Origin of the sequence: Bacillus sp. A01H (assembly GCF_045277205.1) — a bacterium.
In the GTDB taxonomy this organism is placed as follows: domain Bacteria; phylum Bacillota; class Bacilli; order Bacillales; family Bacillaceae_G; genus Bacillus_A; species Bacillus_A paranthracis.
In genome coordinates, this window is sequence record NZ_CP117702.1 from 4,707,356 (window position 1) to 4,724,413 (window position 17,058).

Consider the following 17,058-nt stretch of genomic DNA (forward strand, 5'->3'; position numbering starts at 1 on the left):
ATATTAACAAAAAATTAAATATATCAATTTACCGACAAATGGCGCCACAACATAAAAAAGAAAGAGCAGGAGAACCCGCTCTTTCTAAGCCATCATATGGGATTATTTTTGGTAACCGCCTAATTGTTGCTCAGCTAGTGAAACTAGACGTTTAGTGATTTCACCACCAACAGAACCGTTAGCGCGAGCTGTTGCATCAGCTCCAAGTTGAACACCAAACTCTTGAGCGATTTCGTATTTCATTTGGTCTAATGCTGATTCAGCACCAGGAACCGCTAATTTATTTGTGCTACGTGACATGTTATATCACCTCCTTGTGAGTATAGAGTGTGATAAATAACATGACTTCATACACGGTTTACATATGGTAATTTATGGTTTTAGAAAAGTTCTTCGAATTTTTCTTCTTCCGCTACTACTTCTACCGTTTGTAATACCATTGTTTCTTTGTTCGCTACAGCTTCATCGATTAATGGTGTGAAATCGTATTTCGCTTCAAAACGATTCGCTTTTTCACGCTTCGGCTTCGTCGCTGGGCTTGCTGGTGTGAATACTGTACAGCAATCTTCGTACGGACGAATTGAAATATCATATGTGCCGATTTCTTCAGCGATTTTAATAATCTCTAATTTATCCATCGTAATAAGCGGACGAATAATTGGATAGTTTGTTACTTCGTTAATCGTATGCATACTATCTAACGTTTGACTTGCTACTTGTCCAAGACTTTCACCAGTCGTGATTGCTAGTGCGTTACGCTCCTCTGCGATACGCTCTGTAATACGCATCATCATACGGCGCATAACTGTCATTGAATAGCTAGATGGGATTTCTTTATTAATCGTTTTTTGCACTTCTGTAAATGGAACAAGGTGAAGTGTTACACGTTTACAGTATTTCGTTAACTCTTGTGCTAAATCGATTACTTTTTGTTTTGCGCGCTCACTTGTGAAAGGTGGGCTATGGAAGTGAACTGCCTCCACAGATACGCCGCGTTTCATCGTTAAGTACGCTGCTACTGGGCTATCAATACCGCCAGACAGAAGTACCATTACTTTTCCGCCAACGCCAACTGGTAAACCACCAGCTCCCATACGCTCATCACACATAATGTAGCTATAACCGCTGCGAATTTCTACGCGTACATTTACATCTGGATTATGAACATCTACAGTAATATCTTCTGTATTTTCTAGAATATGTCCACCAATCTCAGGTAATAATTCCATCGTTCTCATTGGGAAATGCTTATAAGAACGGTGTACAGTAATTTTAAATGTTTTCACATCGCCTTTTACTTGTAAGAAAGCTGCTAATGCACCTTTTTTAATGTCTTCTAATTCTGATGGTACTTTCATCGCTAAGTTAAACTTATGAATACCAAACACATCTTTTAATCTTTCAGATACCGCTTCATGATCTTCGCCATTTAATTGGATGTACATACGGTCATGTGTTGCATCGATTTTAATATTTGGGAATTTTTTCAATTTGAACTTCACGTTATCTTTTAATGTGCTTACAAATTTAGAACGGTTCTTACCTTTAGTCGTCATCTCTCCATAACGAACTAAAATATATTCATATGTCATCATATTCCTTTACCTCATCACTTCATATAATTTTGGCATCGTCTCTTTCACAATACCTTCAAATTGCTTTACTTCTTCCATCGTGTTTTCTGGTGCTAAACTAATGCGAATAGCACTTGCAGCAGCGGCATGTGGTACTCCCATTGACACTAACACTCTGCTCACTTCATTTGCTTTTGAAGAACAAGCAGATTTCGTTGATACATATACACCGTGCTCTTCTAAAGCATGAACGACCACTTCTGGTTTTAAACCTACAAATGATACATTTAAAATGTGCGGTGCTGCATATGCAAGCGGCGTATTAATCGTTACATCTTCCATCTCTTTAAAGAAACGAACAAGCTCTGCTTGTAAACTTTGCAAATGAGCTACCTTTTCTTTCACTTGCTCCATTGTCATGCGAAGTGCTTTCACCATCGCTACAATGCCAGGTAAGTTCTCTGTACCAGAGCGATACTTCAGCTCTTGTTGACCACCTGATAAAATTGGATCTAACCTTACGCCATCACGTACATAAAGAAGACCCGTTCCTTTTACACTATGGAATTTATGTCCAGATATTGAGCAAAGATCAATATGAGAAGCGTATAAATTAAGCGGTACTTTTCCTATCCCTTGTACATGGTCCACATGGAATCTTATTTTCGGATAATTCGATAATAACGTTCCAATTTCAGCAACAGGCTGAATTGCTCCAGTCTCGTTGTTCACGTGAATAATTGACACAAGAATCGTATCTTCACGAAGCGCTCGTTTTACATCCTCTACCGATACAACACCATGCTCATTAACCGGTAAATATGTTACATCAAAACCGAGATCTTCTAATTGTTTATATGCTTCAAACACAGACGCGTGTTCAATATTTGTTGTAATGATATGTTTACCGCGCGAACGATTCCTCATCGCTATTCCTTTAATCGCAAGGTTATTCCCTTCCGTTCCACCTGATGTGAAAATAATTTCAGAAGGCTTAACGTGAAGAAGCTGCGCTGCAATTGTTCTTGATTGTGTTAATAGACGCTCTGCCTCTCCTCCAAGCGAATGAATAGAAGAAGGATTCCCAAAATATTTCCCCGCAACCGTTACGTACGATTGAAGAGCTTCTGGATATGGCTTTGTCGTCGCACTATTATCAAAATAGATCATCGTTCTTCCCCTTTCAGCGCTGTCACATCATATAATCATATCACAAATACGTGTCATTACGCTAAGACTACTCAAAGGTTCCGTTATATTTTAAAACGAATAACCTTACTGTATTCCGCTATTCATTATAGCAACATCGCCTGCAAAATTACACAAAAAAACAAACCCTTATGAAAGGGTTTGTTCATTGTCTACATATTCAGCTATTTTTTGAACAACGCCAGGCTCAAGTTGCTCTAGTACAGAAGCCGCTTGTTCTAAAGCTGCATCGTATTGATATTCACGGAATAATTTCTCCGCATAATTTAAGCTCTCTGCAAGGTTTTCATCATGACTGCGGTAACGATTACCGTATTGAATTAATTTTTCAACTAAATACGCTTGTCCAATTAACTCTTCTGTCATTTCAGCAACACCATTAACAGTTGTGTAAGCTTCTTCTAAACTGCTATTTACAGCATTCATATTTAACGGCTTCACTTCTAATTGCTCATATACAGCTTGCATTGCCATTTGTCCTCTTTTTAAATCTTCCATAATGCTCTCTGGAAGACCTGGCAAATTCGACTTTTGCATAAAGCGTTTCGTTTCGAAAATAGTATTTCGCATTTCTTGTAACTTCTCACGCGCTTCAAATTCTTCTTTGCGCATCGTTTGCAGCATTTCTTTATATTCTGCATGAAGTACTTTTAATGTTTCACATTGCTCATAAATCTCTTCTAGTTCCTCACGAATAATAGAGAAGGCAATATCTTGTTCCGCAACCCGTAATTGCAACATTTCAAAACGTTTCATTAAAATGTGCATTTGCTTTTCAATTACTTTTTGAGACTCAATGTCCTTATCTTGTAACTGATAGCTTTGTTTCACGAGCTGTGTTTCTGCTTTTGTTTCAATCGTTTCAATGCGAATTTCTTCTAAGTCTTCATAAACAGAAAGTGTTTTTTGCTCCACATAATGTCTCGCATGTACTTCTTGTTCTAGTTGATCATAGAAGCTATCTAAACTTGTTTTTAAGTTCTCTACTTTTTCAGCCGCTTCTGTTATGTGAAGCTCCTGTATATCCATTAAACATATTTGTAGTTGTTTCTTCATATCGCGAACTTCTTTAGGAATTTCCAAATACTCTAATACATAACCTTGTCTTACCATATCATTATGTCCGTGTAATAAATCTTCCAACTGAACCGGTAACGTCGCTTGACACTCTACCAATAAATCTGGAATTTGGTGAATAATGATTTCTAAATCTGCTAAACCTTCTTCCAAACTAATAACAATTTCTCTCGCTTTTAAATAGTCGCCATTGTTTGTTGCTTCTTCAAAGGTTTTAAATTTCTCAGATTCAGCGTCTAGCATCTCTTCGATTTTCTGCTCTGCTGCTCCATACATATGTCTATGAGCAAGAACACTCTTCTTCATACTACGATATGTATCACGTAACCCTTCGATTTCCGAGCTATTTTTTTCATGGCTTTCTAACAATTGCTGTAATTCATTTAAAATGTCTGTAATACGATTATCAGCGTCATCTAAACCACTTATGGATTCATTCATCGCATGCTTTGCTTTTCGGAAGGAGAATTGCGAGGCGAATTTTCGCGCTTGCGCTAAATCTTTTTCAGCTTTCGGAATGGTTGTTGATACAATTTCATCCCATTCTTCACGCCATTTACCAAACAGTTCTTCTGTTTGACCCGTCATATTTAAATCTTTCACCCGTTTTAGCTCATCTGCCACAGGTTTATCTTTTATCTCTTGTTTCCACTGCTCAAGTGCTTCAATATCTTTATATGAACGATTTCTTATCACAAGCTCTATCATGAGCAGCACTAGAATAGAGCTTACTACAATGATAACGATCGTCAGGATAGAATCCATGCAAAAAAGCCTCCTAGTTATATCTCTTTTTTTGTCCGTTCCGTTTATGAAATGGAAGGCATTATGTATAAAAAGGGAATTCCCCTATATTTAACAACTAACAATGTACTAATCATACCATGTAATGGTTTGTTTTTGACCTAGTTTTTTTAAAATTTCATGTTTCTTTCAATGCAATTGTAATCTTTCTCAATATTCCGTTTGGATTACCTCTCATCAGCAAATGAATGCAATACAAGGCCTTCTTCCATATGAGATGCAAAATAAATTTTGCGCAAAAGTGGCGGTTCAATAGAAATCGCATGCACATTTCCTTGCCTTACCGCTTGCTCTACTGCTATTTCTGGAAGTAACGTAATGCCAAGTCCAGCACTGACCATCGCAAGCATCGGTTCTGCATAAGAAGTTTCAAATGCAATAATCGGTTTCGCACCTATCCCTTGAAACAGATTCGTAATCATTTTTCTTACATCGCAGATTTCTGGGTATACGATTAACTTTTCATTTTGCAAATCTTCCATTCGGATTACTGTTTTCTCTTTATAAAGATGATCATTTGAAACGACACACACAATTTTTTCTTCTCGTATTTCTTTTATACACGTAGCACCTTCTACTACTGAATCGACGAACATCGCTTCAATCTTCCGTTCTTTAAAGAGTCCCATCAGTACTTTCGTATGCTCAATTTTCCATTCTACTTCGAACCCGTCACCTAATACATCTTTACATTTTGATATATAATGTGCTGCTAAACTTGGCAATATGCCTATAGAAATGTTTCGCTTCTCTTGAAATTTCTTCATCTCGGCTTTCACTTCATGTATGTGTTCCAAAATCGGTAACATTCTTGTTATAAATAGCTCTCCAGCACTTGTTAATTCCACTCCTTGCGCGGAACGCTTCAGTAAAGTAACTTCTAAATCGGCCTCTAACCTTTGAATTTGTTTACTAAGCGCTGGCTGCGAAATATGTAAAATCTTACTCGCCTTTGATAAACTTCGCGTATTCTTCACTTCAATAAACGATCGTACTGCCTCCAAATCCATCGTACACACCTCTAACAAAAAGTTATAACTGTCATAAAAAATCGATATTTCCTTCTATAAACAATTACTCTTTATACTTATTTCATCAACTTACTATAACGAAATGTAAAGGGGAAAGATACTCTTGAACAAAAAACAAATGCTACTCGGATCCCTCCTATGCTTACTTGCCGTAACGGCTTGGGGATTTATGTTTCCTGTCATGGCAAACGCCTTACAGTTTATCGATCCATTCTTCTTCACAACGATTCGCTATGGATCAGCAGCTATTATTTTTCTTATTCTGTTATTAATGACCGAAGGGACAAAGTCACTCCGCTTAGAAAAGAAAACACTTTCGTTACTCTTTTACGGAACAGTCGGTTTCGCAGGATATGGTTTTCTTGTTTTCTACGGACAGCAACTTGCCGGACCGTCTGGAGCCATCCATGCCGCGATGATTCAGTCTCTTATGCCACTCATCGCTTTATTATTGCAGTGGCTAACAAAAAATAAACGCCCACAAAACTATACATTCCTTTGCATGTTCGTTGCACTTATCGGTGTTATGCTTGTCATTTCAAAAGGAAATATTCACTTATTATTTGGAGCTGCCAGTCACCTTTCAACAAATATACTTATGCTATGCGGCGTTACTTGCTGGGTCATTTATACAAACGGTGGTGCTAGTTTTCAATCTTGGTCACCACTTAGGTATACGACGTTAACTTGTTTATTTGGCTCAATTTCACTCATCACTATCGTCACTTTTTTAACTTATACAAACGTCGTTACTGTACCTTCACTATCGACAATTATGAACGTTCGTTTTGAACTCTTATATATGTCTATTATTGCAGGCGTTATCGCAGTATTTTGCTGGAACGCAGGAAATCGCTATATTTCATCCATTAATGGCATATTATTTATGAATTTAGTTCCTGTACTTGCACTTATCGGTTCCATCTTTCGAGGTTATACAGTCGACAAAATTGAAGTTGCTGGAGCCTCATTAACAATTATCGCGCTATTATGCAACAATTTATGGCAAAGAAAAGAAAGCACAAAAATCCCCACCTCAGTTCGTTAGGTGGGGATTTCTCACATATGAACAGCTCTTGGCCATTCATAATACATATTCGTTATACATAATGTTTGTTCTATCCATTGTTCAATTTCTTTCGTGTACATTTCTAAGAAAAAGGTCTCAGATGGAAAAGAATGCAACACTTCTGATATATATTGCGGATATAAAAACGGCATATTTATCATGCCTTTTAATTGCGTCATAAACATTGTAAAAGATACCTTCTTAAACTCTTGTTTCATTTGTCCTTGTCTAATCATTTGCTCTATATAATATCTTTCTTTAGAAAAATAAACGGTCATCACTTCGCGAATTAATGTCGTATCAAGCGAAAGCTCTCGGTAAAAGAAACGTGTCAGCTCCCTATTATCAAATTGATATCGTAAAATCCCGCGCACCATTTGCACCATCACATCTTTAGCCGACAAATATTCTCTCTGTTCAAAGGACGTTTCAATCACATGAATATACCCTTCTAAAAAATTAGTAATAAGCTGCTCTAATAGGCCTTGCTTTCCAGCAAAATAATATGAAATATTCGCTACATTCACATCCGCTCGCTTTGCAATGTCTCGCACCGACGTTCCATCATAACCTTTCGTGTTAAACAACGATATTGCCGCATCAATTACTTTTTGTTTCGTCTGTTTCATGCGCTCACTTCCTCTCACTGAACAGCTATAGTGTAAATTTCTTGACTTTTAAGACAAATTCCTTTAATTTTCTATCGACAAAGTCATGTGAAACACATCGTATTTTGCTAATATTTTACACATCTCGATAAAAAAGGAGCTGTTTCCATGTTTACTAAAGAAAGTTATACAGGATCTCGCGTGCAGCAATATGAGACAGTAATAAAACAACTGGATGCATTATTAACTGGCGAATCAAACGTAGTCGCAAACTTATCAAATGCGTCCGCATTATTAAACCAATTTTTGGATCGTGTTAATTGGGTTGGCTTTTACGTAACAGAAGGAAATCAGCTTGTTCTTGGACCATTCCAAGGAATGCCTGCTTGCGTGCGCATTCCATTTGGACGAGGCGTTTGCGGCGTTGCAGCTGAAACGAAAACAACGCAGCTTGTAGCAGACGTTCATCAATTCCCAGGACACATCGCTTGCGACAGTGCTTCAAATTCAGAAATCGTCGTACCGATTATTAAGGATGGGAATGTCATTGGTGTACTTGATATTGATAGCCCTGAAAAAAACCGTTTCGACGAAGTAGATCAGCGCTATTTAGAAAAGTTTGTGGAAACACTCCTAAAACATATGTAACAAAAAAGAGCTAGTTATCGATTAAGTACATGACGTACAAAACCGATAGCTAGCTCTTTTTTTATTGATTACTAACAGTAGATATTTTCTTTAACGCTTGCTCTAAATCAGAAACAATATCCTCCCACGATTCTAAACCGACAGATAAACGTATTAAATTATCATAAATGCCCATTTCTTGTCTTAACGCAGCTGGAATCGCGGCGTGCGTCATCGTTGCTGGGTGCTGAATTAACGTTTCTGTATCTCCTAAACTTACCGCAATTGTAATAAAGTGAAGGTCATTAATAAACGCCTGCGTCTCTTCTTTCCCGCCTTTAATTGAAAAAGATATAACACCGCCCCCACGTTTCATTTGGCGAGATGCTAACTCTCCTTCTGGATACCAAACACCTTCTACCGCATCATGATTTTTTAGGAACGATACAATTTTTTCTGCATTATCACAATGACGATCCATTCTTACTGCTAGTGTCTTTAATCCGCGTAACAATAACCATGCGTCAAACGGTGCCATAATACCGCCGATATCTTTTCGCATCGGGCGGATTTTTTCAGCTAACGCTTTCGTTTTACAAATTGTTACACCCGCCACAACATCACCGTGACCACCAATATATTTTGTCGCACTATGAACAACCGCGTCACAGCCAAGTTCAAGCGGTCTTTGTAAATAAGGTGAACAAAACGTATTATCAACAATAACAAGTAACCCATTTCGCTTCGCAACCCGAATCACTTGTTTTAAATCAATTAATTTCATTGTCGGATTAATCGGTGTTTCAACGAAAATAAGCTTTGTATTCGGGCGAATTTTATTTTCCATATCAGCCTCTGTCTCCATATCACAAAACGAATGCGTAATCATAAATTTTTCTTCTAACACTTCTAAAAAACCGTATGTGCAGCCGTATAATCCATTTGAACAAATAATATGATCTCCAGCTTTTAGAAAACCAATTAACGTTGCGGAAATAGCTGCCATACCGGATCCGAAAGCAAGCGCTTCTTCTCCTCCTTCTAACACCGCCATACGTTCTTCGAATAATTTCACAGTCGGATTTCCAAGTCTTGAGTAAATATAAGATGGATCCACTCCCGCAAAACTCGCCTCTCCTTGCTGCGCAGTCTCAAATGTAAATGTAGACGTTTGAAATAAAGGCGGTGTTAAACTTCCTTTATGTGCCTCTGATGTATAACCGTGATGAATTAACGCTGTCTCCATATGCTTCTTTTTCATAAAAACATCCCCTTTTATGTTTTTATTGCCGCATATTCATCATTAAAACTTTGATGAACGTTTTACTTCATTTTATGTAAGCGTTTTATTTGTGTTTCTATCTCTTCTTTTATATCGTTTTAAATTCCTTCTTGTTCATTTCCAAAATTTATATGCATAAAACAAAAACGTACTCGCTTGACGAAACTCTCGGTAAAAGATATAATAGCGTTTGTGTAAAATAAAAAGGCAGCCTTGTAATGTGAGTTTATCGTTTGTATTTTGTTCCTCTACGGAGGTGTATCTCGTAACTCCCTGCTGCTGGAGCGAAGGTACATGAAAACAAAATGCCCGTAAATATCGATTACGTCTGTTTTTATTTTACGTAAATAAAAACATTTTAAAGGAGGAGTCAACTATGGCTCGTTATACAGGTCCAGCTTGGAAACTGTCTCGTCGTCTTGGAATCTCTCTAAGCGGCACAGGAAAAGAATTAGAAAAACGCCCTTACGCACCAGGTCCTCACGGTCCTAACCAACGTAAGAAACTTTCAGAATACGGTTTACAATTACAAGAGAAACAAAAACTTCGTCACATGTACGGCATGACTGAGCGTCAATTCCGTCGCACATTTGACCAAGCAGGTAAAATGCCTGGTAAGCACGGCGAAAACTTCATGATCCTTCTTGAAGCTCGTCTTGACAACTTAGTTTACCGTATGGGCTTAGCTCGCACTCGTCGTGCAGCTCGCCAATTAGTAAACCACGGTCACATCATGGTTGATGGCGCTCGCGTAGATATCCCATCTTACCGTGTAAAACCTGGTCAAACTATCAGCGTTCGCGAAAAATCTAGCAACCTTGTTGTTGTTAAAGAAGCGATCGAAGTTAACAACTTCGTACCAGAATACTTAACTTTCGATGCTGACAAATTAGAAGCTACTTACACTCGTCACGCTGAGCGTGCTGAGTTACCAGCTGAAATCAACGAAGCATTAATCGTAGAGTTCTACTCTCGTTAATGACAAAAAGCCAATCCTGTGGATTGGCTTTTTTCGTTTATATATAAAATAAAGTTATTTATTTTCCTCTTTCTGAACATATACATAAGCATCTTTCTGCTCTTTATGTACATCCACCTTCGAATTCTCTGCAAGCTGACCCGCATTTAGCAAAGAAAAAATAATGAGCGCTTCTAGTGACATTTTGTTTTACCACTCCTTTCTAGTTGTTATACATTTATCATACCGCTTACATGTGATTTCCGTATGAACTCGAAAAGGAGATTACAACAAAATGGTTACAAGTATATGAATGCACGCTATAATAACCATAAAATAGGAGGTTGATTCATTTTGACAATAAACCAAATGGTTCAGCTAGGCAGTGCATGTATGTTGTTTATTACTTCCGCGCTTATTAATTGGTATCAGGGAAGTAATTTAATAGATGATCCTGATGAATGGAAATATAGCGCTAAGTTTACGAATTACTTCAAAGGCACCGTTTCAAATTACGAAGATATTTATCAAATCGACTTCTTTATATATGCAGCAAAATTTTATCCAACAGCATTTATCGTTATGCTAGTGAGTTTACTTTATATGCTCATATTAATTCTTTATATTCTATTCAAAAGAAAAGATGCGGCGTTTTAAATCCATATATAAAAACCCCGAATCATAAACTTTTCAGCCTACAATTCGGGGTACTATTTGTTTATATTCGTTTCGGATTAGTAACGAATTAAGAAATATTTCTTTTTACCGCGGCGAATGATTGTGAATTTACCTTCGATGCGGTCTTTTTCTGTTACAACGTAGTCTAATGCTTGTGTACGCTCACCGTTTACGTAGATTGCGCCGTTCGTTACATCTTCACGTGCTTGACGTTTTGATGGAGAGATTTTGCTTTCTACAAGTAAGTCGATTAATACTGTATCTTCTGCAGTGCGTTCTACAGATGGTACGTCTTTGAATCCTTGCTCGATTTCGCTTGCAGTCAGTTCTGCTACAGAACCGCTGAATAATGCAGCTGAAATTTTAATCGCTTGCTCTAATGCTTCTTCGCCGTGAACAAGTTTTGTCATTTCTGCACCTAATGCTTTTTGTGCTGCACGTTTTTCTGGTGCTTCAGCTACTTGCTTTTCAAGCTCAAGAATTTCTTCATGAGATAAGAATGTAAAGTATTTTAAGTATTTAACAACATCACGGTCATCTGTGTTAATCCAGAATTGGTAGAACTCGTAAGGAGTTGTTTTCTCTGGGTCTAACCAAATTGCGCCGCCTTCTGTTTTACCAAACTTCGTACCGTCAGATTTAGTAACAAGTGGAATTGTTAAACCGAATGCTTTCGCATCTTCTTCTGATTTACGGATTAATTCAAGACCAGCTGTAATGTTACCCCATTGGTCACTACCACCGATTTGTAGGCGGCAATTATGGTGTTGGTATAAGTTTAAGAAGTCGTATGATTGTAAAATCATGTAACTAAACTCAGTAAATGAAATACCAGTCTCTAAACGAGATGCTACTGTATCTTTTGCTAGCATATAGTTTAAACCGAAGTTTTTACCGATATCGCGTAAGAATGAAATGACATCTAAGTTACCAAGCCAATCATAGTTGTTAGCCATTGTTGCTGGGTTGTCCACGTTTTCGAACTCTAAGAAGTTTGAAAGTTGGTTTTTAATGCTTTCTGTGTAGTAAGCAACTGTATCTTTCGTATTTAATGTACGCTCTGCTTTTTTACCACTTGGATCACCGATCATACCAGTACCACCGCCAACAAGTGCGATTGGTTGGTGACCAGCTAATTGGAAACGACGTAACATTAATACTGGTAACATATGACCGATGTGTAAGCTATCCGCTGTCGGGTCGAAACCACAGTATAATTTAACGCTTTCTTTTTCTAATAATTGCTCAAGGCCCTCAGCGTCTGTTTGCTGATTAATTAGACCGCGAAATTCAAGATCTTGTAAAATACCCATATCCTACATACTCTCCTTTAAGTTCATTACTGGCGTGAAGGTTAAAAACATAAAAAAATCGCCCCTTCAAATAAGGGACGATTTTGATTATCGCGTTACCACCCTAGTTGCAGACCAAAAAAGCCTACCACCTTATTTACATAACGGCTTAGCACCGTCTCTTCCCTTTTGAATACAATTCAATCGAAAAAAGATGCTCTAGGGGCGTAATTCGCGATCATCTATGTGCTGATTTTCACCGACCATCAGCTCTCTAAAACAGGGAAATGATCACTACTTCTCCCTTTCCACGCTCAATTATTCATATACTTTTCTTTATACCATCATTTATATAGGCGTGTCAAATAAGGTCGGGTTTCTCTTCTTGCCAATCCTTTACAACGTCATAAAGAGTATCGTAATAAGAGAAAGAATTGGAACCCCAACTAATAACGATACGTGAAACACAACTGATAAATCATTCCCAATTGTCGCTTCCACAGGATCTTTCGCCGGGGAACCAAGAAACCCGATTAATCGATCGAATCGACTTACCGTTTTTGGAAAGTCCGGTACTTCTACATGGTCACTATCTAAATGCTGTTTTAATTTATATTCACTCTTAAAGGGATTTTCGCTCAATTTCGTCCACCTCCAGCAATTGTTTCAATTTCTTTATCCCGTTATGAAGTCTCGACTTCACCGTTCCGACTGGAATATCTAATACCTCTGCAATTTCTTTTTGCTGCATATCATGATAATAAGAAAGGATTAGGACCGCTCTTTGCTCTTCTGGAACTTTCAAAATTGCTTCTCTTACTGTGAGCCGATCTTCGTGAGAGAATTCTTTTTCCGGAATCGGCGCTAAAAACGGCAAAAGTGTACGCCACTTTTTTCTCCTATTTAATTTATTAATCATAAGACGATAACCGATTTGAAATAAATACGTTTTTATTTTTCCTTTTTCAAGTTCATACATATGTTTCTTTCGTTCTAACGTCAAAAACGTATCTTGCACGAGATCGATACTTAATTGTTCATCTCGGTTAAATCGATATAAAAATGTGTATAGCGCTGGTTTGATTAAAACGTATAGTTTTTCCCCAGCCTGCTTATCTCCACTTTGATACGCAAGCATGAGCTCTTCCTCAATCCCAATCTGCGCCATGGTTTTTGATCTCCTTTATTCCTTTTAACGTTAATGAAATACGGGAAATTAAATAGCAGCTTGCGACAATAATCCATACTTGTGATTGATTCGTAAAAAATTGAACGTACGGGTTTTGAATTGTATGGCCAGTTGAAACTAAAATATTTAATGCTTGCACACATATGCATGCATACACTGCAAGACAAGCCGAAATCGTATCAAATACATTCCAGCGAAAATATACTTTTGTTTTCATAAAATCAATTTTATATCCATTTTTTCTTACTATATGTTTTCTATCAAATGGAATAATAATTGAAAACATAACAATCATCATAACGCCAGCTGTAATCATTGATACTTTAAATCCGATTGGCATCGGTAATAGCAAACCACAAGAAAATACGACTATAACTCCAATTAAAGCAAAAGTAAGAAGTAATTTATTAGACATAAAAAAGCCTCCCTCATCTATTCTTTCATAAATGTATACAGACGAGGAAGGCACTTCGTTCAAATATTATTTTATTTTTTCAGCCATAACCTTTTATCCAAACCAGTCCTCTCTAAATAGTACATAATGGTTTTCCAAAAATAGTTCATTGTATTTAGGGAATAAGCGTTTCACTTGATTCTCTAATTTAAAGCCTATTTGTTCCATAGACCTGCATGAATTGATATTATTATCCCAAGCCTGCGCACGGATCTCATCCACATCTAAAGTTAAAAATAAGTAATTATATATTAAATTCCTTGCTTCTCGATTGACACCTGTACGCCAAAACTTACGTGCAATCCGCTGAGCCTCTGCACTCACAATTAACTTTTTATTTTCATCCACCGTTGGCACAGAGATCCAATATGTCCCTACCATTTCCTTTGTGTGTTTCGTTATAATTGACCAAGCTATAATATCTTTTAAATTTTTATAAGTATGTAACAAGTCCTTAATTTCATTACTATCTTTTGGAGTCACATTCCCTGTCCAATGGTGCATATCTGGATCTTTCATTACCTCATACCACTGTCTGTAATCCTTTTCCGGTTCCACAGAACGTAAGCATACTATGTTTCCTTCTAAAACAGGTATCTTCATCTACATTCCCCCTTTATTATTTACAAAAAGAAAGGTCTGAACGTTGTTTCGTTCAGACCTTTCTCTCTTAATCTTCCATCGTTGATAAGTCACCTGTTGGTAAGTTTAACTCCCACGCTTTTAATACGCGGCGCATAATTTTACCGCTTCTCGTTTTCGGTAATTTATCTCTAAATTCAATTTGTCTTGGCGCTGCATGAGCTGCTAGACCTTTCTTTACAAATTGACGAATTTCTTCTTTTAATTCTTCAGATGGTTCGTACCCTGCACGAAGCGCGATAAATGCTTTAATAATTTCGCCGCGCACCGGATCAGGAATACCAATTACACCAGCTTCTGCAACAGCAGCATGCTCGATTAATTTGCTTTCTACTTCAAACGGACCAACGCGCTCACCTGACGTCATAATTACATCGTCAATACGTCCTTGGAACCAGAAGTATCCATCCTCGTCCATATAGGCAGAATCACCTGATACGTACCAATCGCCCGGCATAAAGTAAGATTCATACTTTTGCTTGTTATTCCAAATTCCACGCATCATAGCTGGCCAACCTTTACCAATTGCTAAGTTACCCATTGTGTATGGAGGCACTTCATTTCCTTCATTATCAACAATCGCTGCTTTCACACCTGGAATTGGTTTACCCATTGAACCTGGACGGATTTCCATGCAAGGGTAATTACAAATAACTTGTCCACCTGTTTCTGTCATCCACCACGTATCATGAATACGAAGTCCAAATGCGTTCATACCCCAGCGAATTACTTCTGGATTTAACGGTTCACCAACGCTTAATACGTGGCGCACTTGTGATAAATCGTATTTTTTAATTGCATCTTGTCCAGCACCCATTAACATGCGAAATGCTGTTGGTGCGCTATACCAAACTGTTACACCGTAATCTTGCAGCGCTTCATACCACGCTTCTGGACTAAAGCGTCCGCCTAAAATAACATTTGATGCTCCGACTAACCACGGCGCGAAAATACCGTAAGCAGTTCCCGTTACCCAGCCTGGGTCAGCTGTGCACCAATATACATCGTCTTCTTTTAAATCTAATACCCACTTCGCCGTTTGATAGTGCTGAACCATTGCGTTTTGCGCATGAAGCACACCTTTTGGCTTACCAGTAGAACCAGACGTGTAATGTAGAATCAAACCGTCTTCACGGCCTAACCATTCAATATGTAATTCTTTTGAAGCTTGTTCGAATAAAGGATTGAATGCTACCGTTTTACCGCCTTCTTCTACATGATCTCCAACAAGGAAGACTGTTTTTAAAGCAGGTAAATCATTTAATGGTACACGCTCTAACAATTCAGGTGTTGTAATTAACACTTTTGCTTCGCTATCTTCTAAACGATCGCGAACTGCGCCTTCCATAAATGCTTCAAATAGCGGACCAACAATTGCTCCCAACTTCACTGCACCAAGAAGTGCGAAATATAACTCTGGGGAACGCGGCATAAAAATAAAAACGCGATCGCCTTTTTCTACATCGCCATAATTTTTTAGGACATTTCCTGCTTTATTAGAAAAATCCTTCATTTCCTTAAATGTATACTTCTCTTTTCGAGATCCATCTTGATAATAAAGGGCTACTTTATTCTTCCGATCGGATTTCGCATGCTTATCAATTGCCTCATACGCCATATTCACTCGGCCTGTTTCATTCCAAGTAAAGTTTTTATTAACCTCTTCCCAGTTAAAATTCGCGTATGCTTCATCATAATTCGGCAAATTATTTTCTCCTTTAATGACAGGAAGCGTTTCTACTTTCATACTTTACATCCCCCTCCTATGTATTCTATTATCTATTATAATAACATTATTTAAAATTTTCAGTATATTTGTTGATTTTTAGACAAATTTTTAATGACAAATTTCGATTCACATCGCATATATTATAAAGTACGATATGAATAGATTCACAAACCCTCAAGGTGGTGAGCAATACATTGATCCATAAAAAAATATATAATGCTAGAAACTTAAAAACAGCGAAAGGCACTTTAATTATTGAAGGGCCTGTCTCTACACATAACTTAGAAATGTATGAATTTCATCCAGATTTAGTTGCGTTTCGTCCTGCCGAGCAGCAATATAAAGCAATTGTCGAAATTTCTAAATTGCCAGAAGCTCGTCTCATTATTGCTAGACATGACCAAACGATTGTTGGATATGTTACATACTTGTATCCTGATCCACTTGAACGATGGTCAGAAGGAAAAATGGAAAACTTAATTGAGCTTGGGGCAATTGAAGTGGTCCCAGCCTTCCGCGGGAGTTCTGTCGGAAAGAACTTACTAGAGGTTTCTATGATGGACGATTATATGGAAGATTACATTATATTGACGACTGAATATTATTGGCACTGGGATTTGAAACAAACAGGCTTAAATGTTTGGGAGTACCGAAAAGTAATGGAAAAGATGATGAATGCTGGCGGGTTACAATGGATGGCTACAGATGATCCTGAAATTTGTTCACATCCTGCTAACTGTTTAATGGTCCGCATCGGTAAACGCGTTGATACGGATTCTATTCAAGCATTTGATCGTCTACGTTTTCACAATCGTTTTATGTATTAATAAAGGGG

Annotated in this window: 19 protein-coding genes and 1 other annotated feature; of the genes, 5 read left to right on the forward strand and 14 right to left on the reverse strand. The window is 37.7% G+C overall.

What is annotated here, in order from left to right:
* Positions 1–102: 102 nt before the first annotated feature.
* From PSR14_RS24970 to PSR14_RS24990, 5 genes are all read right to left on the reverse strand, one after another.
* Positions 103–300: an alpha/beta-type small acid-soluble spore protein gene (locus tag PSR14_RS24970; RefSeq protein WP_000091640.1), complete on the reverse strand. Its 198-nt coding sequence runs from the start codon at positions 298–300 to the stop codon at positions 103–105.
* 80 nt (positions 301–380) lie between these two features.
* Entirely contained in the window at positions 381–1,595 is a 1,215-nt protein-coding gene (gene thiI, locus PSR14_RS24975) for a tRNA uracil 4-sulfurtransferase ThiI (protein WP_000989282.1), read from the reverse strand.
* A gap of 6 nt (positions 1,596–1,601) precedes the next feature.
* Complete coding sequence (locus PSR14_RS24980; RefSeq protein ID WP_098487454.1) at positions 1,602–2,744, reverse strand: cysteine desulfurase family protein; 1,143 nt, start codon at positions 2,742–2,744, stop codon at positions 1,602–1,604.
* 168 nt (positions 2,745–2,912) lie between these two features.
* Positions 2,913–4,625 (reverse strand): septation ring formation regulator EzrA, encoded by a 1,713-nt coding sequence (gene ezrA, locus PSR14_RS24985; protein ID WP_000377297.1) that lies wholly within the window; start codon positions 4,623–4,625, stop codon positions 2,913–2,915.
* Positions 4,626–4,831: 206 nt separating this feature from the next.
* Positions 4,832–5,674, reverse strand: coding sequence for a LysR family transcriptional regulator (locus tag PSR14_RS24990; protein ID WP_061185376.1), 843 nt, complete (start codon positions 5,672–5,674; stop codon positions 4,832–4,834).
* 124 nt (positions 5,675–5,798) lie between these two features.
* Between PSR14_RS24990 and PSR14_RS24995 the strand changes: the two genes are divergently transcribed.
* Positions 5,799–6,743 carry a DMT family transporter gene (locus PSR14_RS24995; RefSeq protein ID WP_048557722.1) on the forward strand — a complete coding sequence of 315 codons (945 nt, stop codon included), beginning with the start codon at positions 5,799–5,801 and terminating at the stop codon, positions 6,741–6,743.
* An 11-nt stretch (positions 6,744–6,754) separates the two neighbouring features.
* Here the strand turns inward: PSR14_RS24995 and refZ are convergent, their stop codons facing one another.
* A complete protein-coding gene (gene refZ, locus PSR14_RS25000; RefSeq protein ID WP_048557723.1) occupies positions 6,755–7,393 on the reverse strand; it encodes a forespore capture DNA-binding protein RefZ in 639 nt (212 codons plus the stop codon).
* A 147-nt stretch (positions 7,394–7,540) separates the two neighbouring features.
* Here refZ and PSR14_RS25005 point away from each other — a divergent pair, with 147 nt between their 5' ends.
* On the forward strand, positions 7,541–8,020 hold the full coding sequence (locus PSR14_RS25005) for a GAF domain-containing protein (protein ID WP_000494346.1): 480 nt from the start codon (positions 7,541–7,543) through the stop codon (positions 8,018–8,020).
* A 61-nt stretch (positions 8,021–8,081) separates the two neighbouring features.
* On the opposite strand, the gene megL is transcribed toward PSR14_RS25005, so the two are convergent.
* Positions 8,082–9,260: a methionine gamma-lyase gene (megL, locus tag PSR14_RS25010; protein WP_000726578.1), complete on the reverse strand. Its 1,179-nt coding sequence runs from the start codon at positions 9,258–9,260 to the stop codon at positions 8,082–8,084.
* 397 nt (positions 9,261–9,657) lie between these two features.
* Here megL and rpsD point away from each other — a divergent pair, with 397 nt between their 5' ends.
* The gene (gene rpsD, locus PSR14_RS25015) at positions 9,658–10,260 is read left to right on the forward strand and encodes a 30S ribosomal protein S4 (RefSeq protein WP_000135319.1); all 603 of its coding nucleotides are present in this window, start codon (positions 9,658–9,660) and stop codon (positions 10,258–10,260) included.
* A gap of 54 nt (positions 10,261–10,314) precedes the next feature.
* Here the strand turns inward: rpsD and PSR14_RS25020 are convergent, their stop codons facing one another.
* The gene (locus tag PSR14_RS25020; RefSeq protein WP_000050944.1) at positions 10,315–10,443 is read right to left on the reverse strand and encodes a hypothetical protein; all 129 of its coding nucleotides are present in this window, start codon (positions 10,441–10,443) and stop codon (positions 10,315–10,317) included.
* A 150-nt stretch (positions 10,444–10,593) separates the two neighbouring features.
* On the opposite strand from PSR14_RS25020, the gene PSR14_RS25025 reads away from it, so the two are divergent.
* The gene (locus PSR14_RS25025) at positions 10,594–10,896 is read left to right on the forward strand and encodes a YjdJ family protein (protein WP_000154634.1); all 303 of its coding nucleotides are present in this window, start codon (positions 10,594–10,596) and stop codon (positions 10,894–10,896) included.
* A gap of 77 nt (positions 10,897–10,973) precedes the next feature.
* Here the strand turns inward: PSR14_RS25025 and tyrS are convergent, their stop codons facing one another.
* From tyrS to acsA, 6 genes are all read right to left on the reverse strand, one after another.
* A complete protein-coding gene (gene tyrS, locus PSR14_RS25030; RefSeq protein WP_000512078.1) occupies positions 10,974–12,230 on the reverse strand; it encodes a tyrosine--tRNA ligase in 1,257 nt (418 codons plus the stop codon).
* A gap of 70 nt (positions 12,231–12,300) precedes the next feature.
* Positions 12,301–12,529: a binding site (T-box leader), on the reverse strand.
* 76 nt (positions 12,530–12,605) lie between these two features.
* Positions 12,606–12,851, reverse strand: a complete 246-nt coding sequence (locus PSR14_RS25035; RefSeq protein ID WP_001293796.1) for a hypothetical protein — start codon at positions 12,849–12,851, stop codon at positions 12,606–12,608.
* A complete protein-coding gene (locus PSR14_RS25040) occupies positions 12,832–13,377 on the reverse strand; it encodes an RNA polymerase sigma factor (protein WP_048557724.1) in 546 nt (181 codons plus the stop codon). Before PSR14_RS25040 ends, PSR14_RS25035 begins: the two co-directional genes overlap by 20 nt.
* On the reverse strand, positions 13,358–13,813 hold the full coding sequence (locus tag PSR14_RS25045) for a hypothetical protein (protein WP_000066453.1): 456 nt from the start codon (positions 13,811–13,813) through the stop codon (positions 13,358–13,360). Before PSR14_RS25045 ends, PSR14_RS25040 begins: the two co-directional genes overlap by 20 nt.
* A 93-nt stretch (positions 13,814–13,906) precedes the next feature.
* Positions 13,907–14,455: a GNAT family N-acetyltransferase gene (locus PSR14_RS25050; RefSeq protein ID WP_000701361.1), complete on the reverse strand. Its 549-nt coding sequence runs from the start codon at positions 14,453–14,455 to the stop codon at positions 13,907–13,909.
* 67 nt (positions 14,456–14,522) lie between these two features.
* A complete protein-coding gene (gene acsA / locus PSR14_RS25055; protein WP_000862042.1) occupies positions 14,523–16,241 on the reverse strand; it encodes an acetate--CoA ligase in 1,719 nt (572 codons plus the stop codon).
* Positions 16,242–16,417: 176 nt separating this feature from the next.
* On the opposite strand from acsA, the gene acuA reads away from it, so the two are divergent.
* Positions 16,418–17,050, forward strand: a complete 633-nt coding sequence (acuA, locus tag PSR14_RS25060) for an acetoin utilization protein acetyltransferase AcuA (RefSeq protein ID WP_000581400.1) — start codon at positions 16,418–16,420, stop codon at positions 17,048–17,050.
* Positions 17,051–17,058: the final 8 nt, after the last annotated feature.